This window comes from Paenibacillus sp. FSL R10-2748, from assembly GCF_038005565.1.
GTDB lineage: Bacteria > Bacillota > Bacilli > Paenibacillales > Paenibacillaceae > Paenibacillus > Paenibacillus polymyxa_B.
This window is the reverse complement of sequence record NZ_JBBOTK010000001.1, coordinates 797949-811865: the sequence shown is the minus strand read 5'-3', so window position 1 is coordinate 811865 and position 13917 is coordinate 797949. Positions and strand designations below refer to the sequence as shown.

General features: G+C 45.6%; 13 protein-coding genes and 1 riboswitch. Of the genes, 8 read left to right on the top strand and 5 right to left on the bottom strand.

The genetic code is table 11. The features are described 5' to 3' along the window. The first annotated feature begins 6 nt into the window (after positions 1-6). The 4 genes from NSS66_RS03845 (at position 7) to NSS66_RS03830 (ending at position 3617) form a co-directional block, all read left to right on the top strand. Positions 7-372 carry an arsenate reductase family protein gene (locus NSS66_RS03845; protein WP_023987785.1) on the top strand — a complete coding sequence of 122 codons (366 nt, stop codon included), beginning with the start codon at positions 7-9 and terminating at the stop codon, positions 370-372. 72 nt (positions 373-444) lie between these two features. Continuing rightward, the gene (locus NSS66_RS03840) at positions 445-1341 is read left to right on the top strand and encodes a 5'-3' exonuclease (RefSeq protein ID WP_013309415.1); all 897 of its coding nucleotides are present in this window, start codon (positions 445-447) and stop codon (positions 1339-1341) included. A gap of 223 nt (positions 1342-1564) precedes the next feature. Beyond that, positions 1565-2443, top strand: a complete 879-nt coding sequence (locus tag NSS66_RS03835) for an ROK family protein (RefSeq protein ID WP_023987786.1) — start codon at positions 1565-1567, stop codon at positions 2441-2443. A 166-nt stretch (positions 2444-2609) separates the two neighbouring features. Then, positions 2610-3617, top strand: a complete 1008-nt coding sequence (locus NSS66_RS03830; RefSeq protein WP_028542957.1) for an HRDC domain-containing protein — start codon at positions 2610-2612, stop codon at positions 3615-3617. A 161-nt stretch (positions 3618-3778) separates the two neighbouring features. Here the strand turns inward: NSS66_RS03830 and corA are convergent, their stop codons facing one another. Further along, positions 3779-4714 carry a magnesium/cobalt transporter CorA gene (corA, locus tag NSS66_RS03825; protein WP_053325030.1) on the bottom strand — a complete coding sequence of 312 codons (936 nt, stop codon included), beginning with the start codon at positions 4712-4714 and terminating at the stop codon, positions 3779-3781. 551 nt (positions 4715-5265) lie between these two features. Beyond that, positions 5266-5391, top strand: a riboswitch (SAM riboswitch). 118 nt (positions 5392-5509) lie between these two features. On the opposite strand from corA, the gene metA reads away from it, so the two are divergent. From metA to mqnC, 4 genes are all read left to right on the top strand, one after another. Beyond that, entirely contained in the window at positions 5510-6427 is a 918-nt protein-coding gene (gene metA / locus NSS66_RS03820; RefSeq protein ID WP_068940112.1) for a homoserine O-acetyltransferase MetA, read from the top strand. Between the two features lie 124 nt (positions 6428-6551). Further along, positions 6552-7736, top strand: a complete 1185-nt coding sequence (locus NSS66_RS03815; protein WP_053325032.1) for a PLP-dependent transferase — start codon at positions 6552-6554, stop codon at positions 7734-7736. Then, positions 7733-8911, top strand: a complete 1179-nt coding sequence (locus NSS66_RS03810; protein ID WP_053325033.1) for an aminotransferase class V-fold PLP-dependent enzyme — start codon at positions 7733-7735, stop codon at positions 8909-8911. Before NSS66_RS03815 ends, NSS66_RS03810 begins: the two co-directional genes overlap by 4 nt. Before the next feature lie 433 nt (positions 8912-9344). Beyond that, positions 9345-10478 carry a cyclic dehypoxanthinyl futalosine synthase gene (mqnC, locus tag NSS66_RS03805; RefSeq protein WP_023987792.1) on the top strand — a complete coding sequence of 378 codons (1134 nt, stop codon included), beginning with the start codon at positions 9345-9347 and terminating at the stop codon, positions 10476-10478. Positions 10479-10574: 96 nt separating this feature from the next. On the opposite strand, the gene NSS66_RS03800 is transcribed toward mqnC, so the two are convergent. The 4 genes from NSS66_RS03800 to NSS66_RS03785 form a co-directional block, all read right to left on the bottom strand. Then, positions 10575-11450: a YitT family protein gene (locus NSS66_RS03800; protein WP_053325034.1), complete on the bottom strand. Its 876-nt coding sequence runs from the start codon at positions 11448-11450 to the stop codon at positions 10575-10577. Between the two features lie 72 nt (positions 11451-11522). Then, a complete protein-coding gene (locus tag NSS66_RS03795) occupies positions 11523-12749 on the bottom strand; it encodes a cation:proton antiporter (RefSeq protein ID WP_340958474.1) in 1227 nt (408 codons plus the stop codon). 4 nt (positions 12750-12753) lie between these two features. Beyond that, positions 12754-13248 (bottom strand): cation:proton antiporter regulatory subunit, encoded by a 495-nt coding sequence (locus tag NSS66_RS03790; RefSeq protein WP_023987795.1) that lies wholly within the window; start codon positions 13246-13248, stop codon positions 12754-12756. A 206-nt stretch (positions 13249-13454) separates the two neighbouring features. Further along, positions 13455-13850 (bottom strand): hypothetical protein, encoded by a 396-nt coding sequence (locus tag NSS66_RS03785; protein ID WP_025723301.1) that lies wholly within the window; start codon positions 13848-13850, stop codon positions 13455-13457. Positions 13851-13917 lie beyond the last annotated feature (67 nt).

The following is a 13917-nucleotide window of genomic DNA, read 5'->3' as shown; positions in this document are numbered from 1 at the left end:
CTAGCGATGAGCCAACTGAAAGTATATCAGTATTCTAAATGCAGTACCTGTCGTAATGCAGTGAAATGGCTGCAAAACAAGGGACATGAGACGGAACTTATTCCTATTTTTGAACAGCCGCCCGGCCCGGAGGAATTGGAAGATTTAATTCGAAAAAGCGGGCTGGAGCTGAAAAAGTTTTTTAATACAAGCGGTGAGGTGTACAAAGAGCTAAAGCTGAAAGATAAACTTGGAGACATGAGTCGTGAAGAGCAAATTTCGCTTTTATCCTCGAATGGTAGATTAATCAAACGCCCGATTGTAACCGACGGGAACAAAGTAACGATAGGATTCAAAGAGGAAACATTTGAGGGCACATGGGAAGCTCAATAACGCCCAATTTACACTCACGATATGTTATACTGTGGGGGTTAAATATTATGATGAATGGGAGCAATACAATCTGTGACACAACGCAATGAACAATCCGTAATGCTGGTTGACGGCATGGCCCTGCTATTTCGCGCTTATTATGCAACCGCCGCAAACGGTTATATCCGTCGTACAAAAGCTGGGGTGCCAACGAACGCCATATATGGTTTTATTCGATATTTTTGGGACGCAGTCCAAACGTTTAATCCTACACATGTCATTTGCTGCTGGGATATGGGCGGAACGACATTCCGTGGGGAACATTTTGCTGCGTATAAAGGAAACCGAGCCGACGCACCGGATGATTTGATTCCCCAATTTACATTGATTCGTGAAGTGACGGACAGCCTCGGCATTCCCAACATTGGAGCGGAAGGCTTTGAAGCCGATGATTGTATCGGTACGCTTGCACGTCATTATTCGCAAAATGAGGACATGGATGTAATGATTCTCTCAGGAGATCATGATTTACTTCAATTAGTGGATGAGCGGACACGGGTCATTATTATGAAAAAAGGGCACGGCAATTATATGGTATACACCCCGGAGACCCTGCTGACTGAAAAAGGGCTTAAGCCACGTCAAGTGGTGGACCTTAAAGGCCTGATGGGGGATGCAAGCGATAATTATCCCGGAGTACGAGGTATTGGCGAGAAAACGGCACTCAAGCTGGTTCAGGAATACGACTCTATTGAGGGCATTCTGGAGAATCTGGATCAATTAACACCCTCGGTCCGTAAAAAAATTGAGAGTGATTTGGATATGCTGCATCTTTCACGCAAACTTGCTGAAATTCACTGTGGTGTACCTGTAGCATGTGCTTTGGATAGCTGTCTGCTGACGCTGGATCACGTGCAAATTGTAGACAAGTTTGAGCAGCTTGAAATGAAAAGCTTGTGTACATTGATGGGTGTCGCAACCGGATCTTAATAAAGCTGTTAGGCTTGATACGGACAATTTAAGTAAAGTAAGTAATATAGGGATGCTGACGCTTGGTGCGTTAGTGTCCTTATTTATATACCCATATGTCGACGGAGTTATATAGTCATGTGAAGGATTATATACAATTGCAATAAGGGGATTGACCTCAGGTACATTTCAGGTGAATATAGTGGAGAGAGAACCGGATTATCGAAAGGGGACAACAGCAACTATGACAGTATTGGGAGCAATTGAGGCAGGCGGTACCAAATTTGTATGTGGAATTGGCAACGAACGTGGAGAGGTACTGGAACGGGCGAGCTTTCCAACAACCACCCCAGCAGAAACAATGGAGAATGTCATCGCATTTTTTGAAGGCAAGGGCATTGAAGCATTGGGCGTAGGCTCGTTCGGGCCGATTGATCCTATCGAAGGTAGTGATACATATGGCTATATTACAACAACGCCAAAGCCACATTGGGGAAATTACAATCTGATTGGCAAACTGAAAGAGCATTTTGATGTGCCTATGGGGTTTGACACGGATGTGAATGGAGCAGCACTTGGTGAGTCTATTTGGGGTGCCGCCAAAGGATTGGACAACTGTCTGTATATTACGATAGGTACAGGCATCGGGGCGGGTGCTTTGGTTGGTGGAAAGCTGATACATGGATTATCCCACCCGGAAATGGGGCATATTCTGGTACGTCGTCACCCAGAAGATACTTACGAGGGGACATGTCCTTATCACGGAGATTGTTTGGAGGGACTGGCAGCAGGTCCTGCGCTCGAAAAAAGATGGAAGGTTAAAGGACATGAGCTTTCTGTCGATCACTCGGCCTGGGAAATGGAAGCGTACTATCTGGCACAGGCTTTAATGAGCTATGTATTAATCCTGTCACCGCAAAAAATTATTATGGGCGGGGGAGTGATGAAGCAGGACCAACTGTTCCCGCTCATTCGTACCAAGCTTCAAGAACTTTTGAACGGATACGTACAGCATTCGAGTCTGGCAACAGATATTGAGCAATATATCGTATCTCCGGGATTGGGTGACAATGCTGGATTGTGCGGTGCTCTGGCATTGGCAAAGGAAAAGCTGAATCATTAGAATTTATGGTTGACGGCACTCCAAGGTACGGTTATTATATAGGCAACAGTATAGTACGGCTCAAAAAGGGAAGCACCTTTCTTGCGAATACGCAGGATGGGTGCTTTTTTTTGCGTTTTTGTGTTGTGCGGGACTGTCTTTCAACGATATGAGGGAGGAAGAAATCATGGATATTGTATTTTTAAATCGCTTGTCCAAACGAAATGAACAGGGCTATGAGGACTTTGCTCAGGTATGGATTGGGCAGCATGAAGGGGGATGGAGTGCAGGCTGGAGCACACAGCATGTCCCGGATGAAAGTATAGACGACCTTTGGTATGAGGGCAGCTTGTGGCAGGAATTACTACATGTATACCGTCATGAGCTGGCGCTCAAAATGGCTGAGGGCTATAGGCCCTTAATCCATGGCGTATTTCATGAGCAAGAAGGATCATCAGGACGAGGACAAACGCTGCAAAAGCTGTATTGCTACAGTGATTTGTTTCCACGTGATGAAGTGTATGAGCAGTTGACGATGTGGAGACGGCAAAAGGCAGCAACGGAACGAAAAGCACCTTATTTTATCGCTACGAATCGGCTGCTTCGACTCATTAGCGTCTATCTTCCCCATACCGAAGAAGAACTGTTGGAACTGCCTGGTATGGGGCAGGGTAAAGTGTCGCAATATGGGACGGAGCTATTGGCTATTACGACACAAAATGACCGGACCACACCATTTCCGTTAAACTGGGTAACAGAGACGCTGGAAGAAGAAGTTTTTTTGTCATGGCTATACAAGCAAAAAGAGAACCAGTACAGGCAGGAGCTGAACAAATTCAGCCTAACTAGAACGATTATCGAAGGCATTTCGGACGGTCTTTCACTGGAGCATATCGGAATGAAGACAGGTTTGCATCGTAGAGAGATGATTGAAGCTGTGGAGCATTTGGACAGGGATGGCATTGATATGGAGAAGCTGATCCGCAAGGAGTTGGTGAATGTATCTGAGGAGGAGCAGGCAGCCATCTGGTCTGCTTATGAAGAGTTGGGGGATACGCTGCTCAAGCCCGTCATGCTGAAAGTGTATGGGGAAGAAAAGGCAACCGAAACAGGACTGGATCAAATTTACGAGCGTCTGCGTCTGATCCGTATACGGTTTCGTCATCAGCAGGTACCCGACCGACATGTTGGATAATATAGAACTGATTGAATAAAGCTAAAGTATTAAAGTACATTCAGGGTTCAACATACTAAAAAGCAGCAGCGAGTTCCACACAGGACACGGCTGCTGCTTTTTATGACCAAGCTGAAAATCGAAAAAAGTATCCAACTCGGTACTTTTCCCCCCTGTTCTTTTTAAACCCAGTCTTTCTTGCGGAAAATACAGAACATACTGACACCTAATGCCACCATAATACCAATGACGACAAAATAGCCATAACGTGTATGAAGCTCAGGCATATTATCGAAGTTCATCCCATATATTCCGGTAATGACTGTCAATGGCATAAATACGGTCGTAATTGCCGTAAACACACGCATAATTTCATTGGCACGGTTGGCGATACTGGATTGATAAGCTTCTCGAAGGTTACCCATCAAGTCGCGGTAAGTTTCAAAAGTCTCCGAAATTTTCACAGCATTTTCATAAATGTCGCTGAAATATTTTTGCAATTGATCGTCGATGAGCCGCAAATCCCGTTTGTTCAGGGTATTGATGACTTCTTTTTGTGGACCCAGCACTTTTTTCAGCCACAGAATCTCACTTCGTAAGCCGATGATTTCGTTCAAATGCGACTTTTTCGTATGCATTAGAATATCTTCTTCCAGCTTCTCAATGCGGACCTCAATCCGGTCACCAACCAGAAAATAGTTGTCAACAATCAAGTCGACCAACAGATACATAAAACGGTCAGGCTGGCTGACTTCTTGCTCCCACAGCATAGGCTTGAGGGTACGAAGCTCATTTATTTTCTGCTTGGTCACCGTAATGATAAAATGGCGGCCGAGAAAAATGTTCAAAGCTCGCAAAAATATTTCTTCATCATCAAAACGAATGCTATTTACAACGATAAAATAATGGCTTTCATAAATTTCAATCTTCGGACGCTGTTCTTCTTCACTCAAACAGTCTTCTACTGCAAGATCATGCATGGAAAATAAAGGCTGGAGCACTGTCAAATCATCGACATCGGCATCAATCCAATAAAAACCTTCTGCCGGTGCAGTAAGCGCCATTTCAATTTCTTCGACAGGGGTAAAAACCCCGTTGTTGACCAAACGGATTTTCATATATGTCACTCCTTATGCTCCGTCGTAACGGAAATACGTTTACCTTAAGCATAAGGAATGGACTCAGTTAGCCAGTTAGCCGGTGCGGGTAAGCGTGCACTCCCATCAAAAGCCGGAGGCTTTTGGAGCATGCAGAGCCTGGCGTCCCGTCTTTCGGCAAGCTGAAGTCATTCCTATGCTGTTGTTCAGGGATCGCCGCCTATTCGGACTCGGGTCGCCTTCCATTCCGGATTCACCTCTCAAATGTTCTTTTTTAGATTGCCACAGTATCGCAGGAAACACTCAAATCTGCACTACTACTCCATATTTCTGCCTAATAGCACTTGTATAGTATAACGCTCGGCCTACGGCCTTTCAAGCGCAAAATCATGGGCTAAATCAACAGTAGTGGCAAGAGCTTCAACGATAGGAGGGATATGATTTAACCTATGGAAAAGGTAGACAAAATGTGAATGCAGGGTACAAATTTAAAAGTCCCATCTTGACGAAGCCCAGCCGATGCATTAAAGTGAACAACAAGAACTTTGTGAACCTAAAATGAATATAGCGAAATCTTATCAAGAGCAGGTGGAGGGACTAGCCCGATGATACCCGGCAACCGGCGATTTTAATCGCACGGTGCTAATTCTTGCAGGACGCGCGCTTTGTACAAAGAGCGTTGCCCTGACAGATGAGAGAGGCGCATATGGATACAAATATGACCTTTCTCTAACCTGAGAAAGGTCTTTTTATTATATGCCCGGCATCTCAACAAGACGATTTTCGCAAAACTTACCGAACAAGGAGTGAGTTTACATGCCGATTAAAATCCCAGACACGCTACCTGCCAAGGAAGTGCTGGAGGGCGAAAATATTTTCGTAATGGATGAAAGCTTGGCTTATCATCAGGATATTCGTCCGTTGCGTATCGCCATTTTGAATTTAATGCCTACAAAGGAGACGACGGAAACCCAACTGTTGCGCTTGGTCGGCAATACGCCGCTGCAAGTGGATGTCACGCTGGTGCACATGAAGTCTCATGTATCCAAAAATACATCGCAAGAATATTTGAACATGTTCTATAAAACGTTTGACGAGATCAAGAACAGTCGTTTTGACGGCATGGTCATTACAGGAGCCCCGGTTGAACAGCTTGAGTTTGAGGATGTTAACTACTGGGAGGAGATCCAGCAAATCTTTGAATGGACGAAAACGAATGTAACTTCGACCATGCATATCTGTTGGGCCTCACAGGCAGGCTTATACCATCATTTCGATGTCCCTAAATACGGGCTCGACTACAAATGCTTTGGCGTATTTCCACACACCGTGATTAAACCTAAAGTAAAATTGCTACGCGGCTTTGATGAATTGTTTTATGCTCCTCACTCCAGACATACGGAGGTTCGGCGGGAAGATATTGATCATATTACCGAATTAGAAGTTTTATCCGAATCCGAGGAGGCTGGAGTGTACCTCGTAGCCACGCTTGACGGTAAACAAATTTTTGTAACTGGGCATTCTGAATATGACCCGCTTTCCCTGAAATGGGAATACGACCGCGATGTGGGCAAAGGAATGGATGTTGAAGTCCCCAAAAATTATTTCCCTAATGATGATCCCAAGCGCACACCACCCTCAATCTGGCGGGCACACGCCAATTTATTATTCTCGAATTGGCTGAACTATTATGTATACCAAGAAACACCTTACGATATCGGGCCCCAGATTTAAAAAGGGGCTTGTAGTTTACCCTTGTACAGTACCACCTTGCAGTAGCGCAGCAGTATAGTCTTTGACATCCATTTTTGCAGGATATGTTATAGCACCCACTATGGAAGTTAACAGGAGGATTCATATGAGTGAGAAACAGTGGAAAATCGAAAGCAGATTGGCACAAATCGGTTCAGTAGAGGAGCCAGTAACCGGGGCTGTTAATTACCCGATTTACCAATCTACGGCGTTCCGCCATCCCCGTCTAGGTCAAAGCACAGGATTTGATTACATTCGGACGATCAATCCTACGCGAAAGGTACTGGAAGAGGCTTCTGCTGCACTTGAATCGGGTGATGCAGGTTTTGCATGTAGCTCAGGTATGGCGGCGCTGCAAACGGTATTTGCATTGTTTGGACAGGGAGATCACCTCATTGTATCGCTGGATCTGTATGGCGGGACATATCGCTTGCTGGAGCGTATTTTATCTAAATTTGGTGTAACAGCAAGTTATGTGGATACGAACGATCTTGAAGCACTCGAACAGTCATGTCGACCGAATACCAAAGCTGTATTCATAGAAACACCTACAAATCCGTTAATGATGATCACTGATATTCGAGCGGTTGCCGAGTGGGCATCACAACATCAGTTGCTTACCATTGTAGATAATACGCTGCTAACCCCATATTTCCAGCGGCCATTGGAGCTGGGCGCTGATATTGTGGTACATAGCGCAACCAAATATTTGGGCGGACACAATGATGTGCTGGCAGGGCTGATCGTAACCAAAGGCAAAGAGCTATCAGCTGAAATTTCCTTCCTGCACAATTCCATAGGGGCCGTGCTTTCCCCGAGCGACTGCTATCAGTTGATGAAGGGGATGAAGACGTTAGCGCTGCGTATGGACCGACATCAGCATAATGCAACAGTGCTATCTAACTATTTACTGACGCATCCGGCGGTGGCGGAAGTATTTTATCCAGCTCTCGAAGGCCACCCAGGTCGTGAGATTCAAAATAAACAATCCAGCGGAAATACGGGTATCTTCTCCTTTAAAGTAAAGGATGCTCGTTATGTGGAGCCTTTGCTTCGTCACATTAAGCTCATTGCGTTTGCGGAAAGTCTCGGCGGTGTGGAATCGCTAATGACCTATCCCGCTGTGCAGACACATGCGGACATACCAGCAGAAATTCGGGATGCAGTCGGGGTGGATGACAGGCTGTTGCGTTTCTCCGTCGGCATTGAACATACAGACGACCTAATTGAAGATTTGCGTTCGGCGCTGGAAGTTGCACGTCAAGAAGTAGAAGGAGGGGAGCAGCAATGATAGAGGATGCGAGAAGGATCGGCCAGGATCTGGACAAAGAGCGGAAGTTCGCTACCAAGCTGCTGCATTTCGGCTCTGAAATTGACAGTGTTACGGGGGCTTCGAGCGTCCCGATCTATCAAGCTTCTACCTTTCACCATCATGATATTTTTAATCCTCCACAGCATGACTATAGCCGTTCAGGTAATCCGACACGACAAGCTTTGGAGGATTATATCGCCTTATTAGAAGGCGGAGCTAGCGGTTTTGCCTTTGCATCAGGTATGGCGGCCATCTCTACTACATTTATGCTCTTGTCTGCTGGAGATCATGTCATTGTTTCCGAGGACGTATATGGAGGAACATATCGACTGCTGACCTCCATTTTGAAACGGATGAATATCGAAACGACCTTCGTTGACATGACGGACCTCAACCATGTGAAAGAGGCGTTGCAGGAGAATACAAGGGCTGTATATATGGAAACCCCGTCCAATCCGACACTCAAAATTACCGATGTAGCAGGAATAACCTCTTGGGCACAGGATAACGGACTTTTGACGTTATTGGATAATACTTTTATGACACCTTATTATCAACGTCCGATTGAGCAGGGTGTCGATATTGTATTGCACAGTGCGACCAAGTTTCTGGGCGGACACAGCGATGTGCTGGCAGGACTTGCAGTAGCACGTACCGAATCGCTGGGGAGACAAATCAAGCAGCTCCAAAATGGACTGGGTACCGTGCTGGCTCCGCAGGAGTCATGGTTGCTCATGCGCGGTATGAAGACACTGGAGGCTCGTATGGCTCACAGCGAAAAGAGTGCAGCAAAGCTCGCCAATTGGCTGAACGAGCGCAACGACATTGAGGCGGTGTACTACCCGGGTCTGGAGAATCATCCAGGACGTGAAGTTCATGAGCGTCAATCCAGCGGTTATGGTGCAGTGATATCGTTTGATGTGGGTTCTGGTGAGCGTGCAAAAGAAGTCCTCAGTCGCGTACGTATTCCAATTGTAGCGGTGAGTCTGGGAGCTGTGGAAAGCATCTTGTCGTATCCGGCGATGATGTCACACGCGGCTATGCCCCATAGTGTACGATTGGAGCGCGGGATTACGGACGGATTACTTCGTTTCTCCGTAGGTCTGGAGGATATTGACGACCTGATTAGTGATCTGGATGAGGCGCTGCGCTAGAGCGTTAGCACATCAGTAGTATCTTTGTCGTCTTCAGGCAGGGAGCAAATATGTACAGTACTAAACAGCAAGTTTCCATTCATTCAGGAGGCTTGCTGTTTTCTATAAGAATGACATGAAGGACAGTGTGAAAAAATGCACTTTTCAGTTCTGTTTTCTTATTTCTTGGCTATATGCAATGTTGAGATAAGCTTGGCAGTTGCCTGTTTTCCTAGGTGAAAAGCAGAAAGAAGCGGGAATAAGTATGGTTCCTTACCTAAAGATATGTTAGTATTATCATTAGGTTTTACTATGCTAAATAGCACAGACAACATACAAGGCCAGTCATGAACATACATTACGGCAGGGTTCGAACGCAGGTTTGTGAAAGCATTCTCGTTCATAAGTCCTGTCTTTCATTTCGTCGCCCTGTGACAGCGAAGGAGGATACACCATGAGTGTAATCGACCATATTTTAGATAAAGCCCTACGCGGCGAACGCCTGAATTTAGAGGATACCGTTGCTTTGTTCGAATCAGATGAGGTAGAAAAAATAGGTCATGCGGCGAATAAAGTTATGAATCGCATGCACCCCGATCCCATTAAAACCTTCGTCATCGGACGAAATATTAACTATACGAACGTATGTGACGTATACTGTCGCTTCTGCGCTTTTTACCGTAGACCGGGTTCTGATGAAGGTTATGTTTTGCCGGATGAGGTGATCTTTCAGAAGATCAAGGAAACGCAGGATGTAGGTGGCACCGAAATTCTAATGCAAGGCGGTGTGAATCCGAATCTGCCGTTCAGTTATTATACGGATTTGCTGAAAGCTATCAAGGAGCGTTTTCCCGATATTACGATGCACTCCTTCTCGCCAGCTGAAATTCACAAAATGAAGGAAAAATCCGGTCTATCCATGGAAGACACGATTCGAGCCATTCACGAAGCTGGATTGGATTCGCTTCCGGGTGGAGGCGGAGAAATTTTGGATGACCGCACACGCCGCAAAATTAGCCGTCTCAAAGGCTCTTGGCGTGATTGGATGGATGTGATGCAAACGGCTCACAAGGTTGGGATGAACACGACTGCTACGATGGTTATCGGCTTTGGTGAGTTGATGGAGGAGCGTGCGCTGCATTTGTTGCGTGTTCGTGATGCTCAGGACGAATGCATTGAAAACAAATATAATTCTGAAGGATTTTTGGCCTTTATTCCTTGGACCTTCCAGCCAGACAACACCAATCTGAAGAAGGAACGCCAGACGCCGGAGGAATATTTGAAGACCGTTGCGATCAGTCGTCTTGTATTGGATAACATCAAGCATATTCAGTCTTCATGGGTAACCATGGGACCTGAAATCGGTAAAAAATCGTTGTACTACGGTTGCGATGATTTTGGCAGCACCATGATTGAGGAAAACGTAGTTTCTGCTGCAGGCGCAACGTATAAGGTTAACATCGAATCCATTTTACAGTTGATCCGCGAGACGGGTCACGTTCCGGCACAGCGCAATACCCGTTATGATATTATTCGTACTTTTGACAGTGCCAGCAGTATTGAACATGATTTTATCATGCAAAATTAATATCCGTTAATATATTGTTAATTACAAAACGCTTATCCATCACTAATCTATGTACAAGGATTAGTGTAGATAAGCGTTTTTTGATGTGTTACTTTGCTAAGCTTTCCATCGTTTCATATACATGATCTCAGCCTGCGGGTCTGCCATTTGGATGACTGCCTTAAAGCGCTGCAAATCCAACAGATGAACGCTGTAAACGATGACCATTTGTTCTTTTTTATCCTCAGATTCGCTTTTAATCTTGCCCTCTATCTGGGCAGAGTCTACAACAGGCGTGCTGTGTATACGCAGCCTGCGATATATGGCATCTTCGATGGTTTGCTGTTTCTTGCTGACAACACAAACCATACGCGTCAGACCAGTAAACATCAGCCGGGTCGTTTCATAGGCGGCGAGGCAGGATAAGGCTGAATAGAGAGCTGGCTCCCAGCCTAGCACAAAGCCAGCCGTAATGAGCAGCAGACCATTACACAGCATAACAATCTGTATTAACGGAATCTTGCGATGTGTTAGCAATAATGTGGATGGACGGCCATCGTCTGACTCGTTAAGTCCTAGTGAATCGAGCAGACCACCGTGACGAGCTGCCAGCCCTGCGCCAAGCCCTATACAGATTCCGCCGCCCAAAGCGCATACGACCGGATGGCCACTCACTGCCGGAAAAGGCGAAAGAATAATGGCTGAGCCCGAAAAGGCGAACAAGCCGGGTAGTGCACGGAGCAACATGGGTTTGTGAGTAGACAGAGAATACAGCAGCATGAGTGGCAAGTTCAAAACGAATAGCAGTAACCCAAAATGCTCTTGTGTATAAAGCGACATGAGTCTAGAGATCCCCGTGACGCCTCCAGCGATCATATCATGCGGATGCAAAAACAATTCCAGACCGACGGATGCCGTAATTCCGCCAATCACCGTATAAAAGACAGGGAACCTGCTCGCATCTCCTGAAGCGGGCTTGACAAGCCGCCTCATAGAGTTTCGGCATGTTTTACAGCGTGCGGCATAGCCTTCCCTCCTATGGATTGTCGTATCCAGCTTTTACAATTACGCCGATTTACTTTCTTCCTTTCGTAGGCGGGGGTCCTTGAACTTAAATATTTTGTTTAACATATTAAAAATAGGTTTTGACTGCTTTGTCAGAAGTGGTCCAAGAATCGCCAGTATGAGTACATAGATGGCTGCAAAGGGTTGAACAATATCAAGCAAACCGCCTTCTTTACCCAAGTTGGCCATGATAATCGAAAATTCACCCCGTGCCACAATGGTCAGGCCGATATTTGCTGACGCTTTGGGAGATAAGGAGGCCGTACGCCCAGCCAGCATTCCTGCCCAAATGTTACCAAACAACGTGAGGACGACTGCTGCCAGTGCAAGCCATATCGCGTTTCCTCCCAGGGACAGTGGATCAATGGATAATCCAAAGCTGAAGAAAAACAGGGCGCCAAAGAAATCGCGGAAAGGAACAATTAAATGCTCGATACGTTTGGCATGTTCCGTTTCGGCCAGTACCAGACCGACTAACAGGGCGCCGATAGCTTCCGCCACATGAATCGTTTCCGAAAAACCAGCCACCAGAAACAGAGAGCCGAAAACAACAAGTCCGAATACCTCATTGGAGCGAATACGGAGAATCCGATTTAACAGAGGGACGGCCTTACGGCCGATAATAATGACTGCAAGCATAAAGCCTAGCGCGATTAGCGCTGATAGCAGCACACCACCGAGCGAGGATGAATCGCTAAGAACCAATCCGGAGAGGATGGAGATGTATACGGCGAGGAAAACATCCTCGAACATAATAATGCCCAAAATCATTTCAGTTTCAGCATTGGCGGTCCGCTTGAGATCTACCAGCACCTTCGCAGCAATAGCACTGGATGATATTGTTGTAATTCCGGCGATAACCAGTGTCTCTGCTACAGGAAAGCCGCCCAGGAAGCCAAGAGCCAGCCCCAGTGTAAAATTGATGCCAATATAAATGGTTCCGCCCACGGCAATGGAACGGCCTGATTTAATTAACCGACCTACTGAGAACTCGAGACCCAAGTAGAAGAGAAGAAACAGCACTCCGATTCTTCCCATAAAATCAATAAATGGGGCGCTTTCGATAAAGCGAAAATCAAAATGCCATAGCTCCATCGCATGTGGCCCAACTGCCATTCCGATCAGGATATAAAAAGGGATGACCGAGAAGCGCAGTTTGGAGGAAATAAGTCCGGCTGCAGCGATGAGAGCAATAGCCAATCCAACCTCAAATACCAGATGATCCATCCAATCACCCGCTTCCGTTCATAAGGATTTGTTTAAAGCGTTTTTGCTGATCGCGTTCCCCAACAACGACTACAGTGGCATCATCGTTAATCATCACTTCAGGACCAGGATTTACATATTTCTTTCCTTTTTTCTCCACAATGGCAATAACAGTGGCTCCCGAATTTTGCCTTACATCCAGCTCACCGATGGATTTGCCGACACTTGCATAATGAGATTCCACTCTATACCATTCGATAATAAAATCGTCAAACGTCATTTCTACACTTTCAAGCTGTTTGGGCTTATAGGTCATACCACCGATGATGGAGGCTACCAATCGCGCTTCCTGATCATTCAGGGTTGTCATAGAAATACTTTGTTCCAGATCCTCGTAATCAAAGTGATACAACTCGCGCCTGCCATCATCATGAATAATAATGACAATTCGGTCGCCACTCTCTGCATCTATTCGATACTTAATCCCGATTCCTGGCAAAATAGACTCTCGAATATCCATTTGTAAAGCCTCCTGTATGATACGTTATTTAAATGAATGGTATGGGAAATAAATCACATACTTTGGGAGTGACATGGAAACTTTCTTTTTGTATTAAATTTTATAAATTAACATAAAAACCTGATAAATAGACTTTACGTATTACACTTATTGGGACAGGTTAACAAATAGACATGCAAATGTGGTGATGTGCATGCAAAGGGAGGTTAAGCCACATAACTAGAGGTAAATTTGATGGGGAACAAGTACAATTGCTTCTTTAGTTTGCAAATGACAGGAATAAAAGGCAGACGTAGTTTAGGGATGCTCAATAGCAGCACAAGCGCTATCAAAATGACAAAGGGAAGTGATTTGGCCGCAGCGATCACCAGATGAAGTAAAGGGGAGGACTTGCGTATAGCTGGTTTGGAATGATGCTCCAGACCGTGAGAGTCTGTTTCTAACGAGGAAATATCAGCATGAGGCATAAGAGAAGATCCCGCCGTAAACTGAAGGGATTGAGTGGTGTCTTCCGCATGAAACGTCACAGGAAGGGACAAAATCTGAACGAGGCTCAATATGACGATCATGAATGTACGCAGCATGTTCAGCATCGTTGACATCTTATCTCCTCCCTCTTGTGAAAAATTCATATTACTATAACCTTAACATACCCCACCCTAAATATTC

Excerpts from the sequence above, each read along its gene's own strand:
- NSS66_RS03845 (WP_023987785.1), top strand. The coding sequence starts at position 7 with ATGAGCCAACTGAAAGTATATCAGTATTCTAAATGCAGTACCTGTCGT.
- NSS66_RS03835 (WP_023987786.1), top strand. The coding sequence starts at position 1,565 with ATGACAGTATTGGGAGCAATTGAGGCAGGCGGTACCAAATTTGTATGT.
- NSS66_RS03830 (WP_028542957.1), top strand. The coding sequence starts at position 2,610 with ATGGATATTGTATTTTTAAATCGCTTGTCCAAACGAAATGAACAGGGC.
- corA (WP_053325030.1), bottom strand. The coding sequence starts at position 4,714 with ATGAAAATCCGTTTGGTCAACAACGGGGTTTTTACCCCTGTCGAAGAA.
- metA (WP_068940112.1), top strand. The coding sequence starts at position 5,510 with ATGCCGATTAAAATCCCAGACACGCTACCTGCCAAGGAAGTGCTGGAG.
- NSS66_RS03815 (WP_053325032.1), top strand. The coding sequence starts at position 6,552 with ATGAGTGAGAAACAGTGGAAAATCGAAAGCAGATTGGCACAAATCGGT.
- NSS66_RS03810 (WP_053325033.1), top strand. The coding sequence starts at position 7,733 with ATGATAGAGGATGCGAGAAGGATCGGCCAGGATCTGGACAAAGAGCGG.
- mqnC (WP_023987792.1), top strand. The coding sequence starts at position 9,345 with ATGAGTGTAATCGACCATATTTTAGATAAAGCCCTACGCGGCGAACGC.
- NSS66_RS03800 (WP_053325034.1), bottom strand. The coding sequence starts at position 11,450 with ATGAGGCGGCTTGTCAAGCCCGCTTCAGGAGATGCGAGCAGGTTCCCT.
- NSS66_RS03795 (WP_340958474.1), bottom strand. The coding sequence starts at position 12,749 with ATGGATCATCTGGTATTTGAGGTTGGATTGGCTATTGCTCTCATCGCT.
- NSS66_RS03790 (WP_023987795.1), bottom strand. The coding sequence starts at position 13,248 with ATGGATATTCGAGAGTCTATTTTGCCAGGAATCGGGATTAAGTATCGA.
- NSS66_RS03785 (WP_025723301.1), bottom strand. The coding sequence starts at position 13,850 with ATGTCAACGATGCTGAACATGCTGCGTACATTCATGATCGTCATATTG.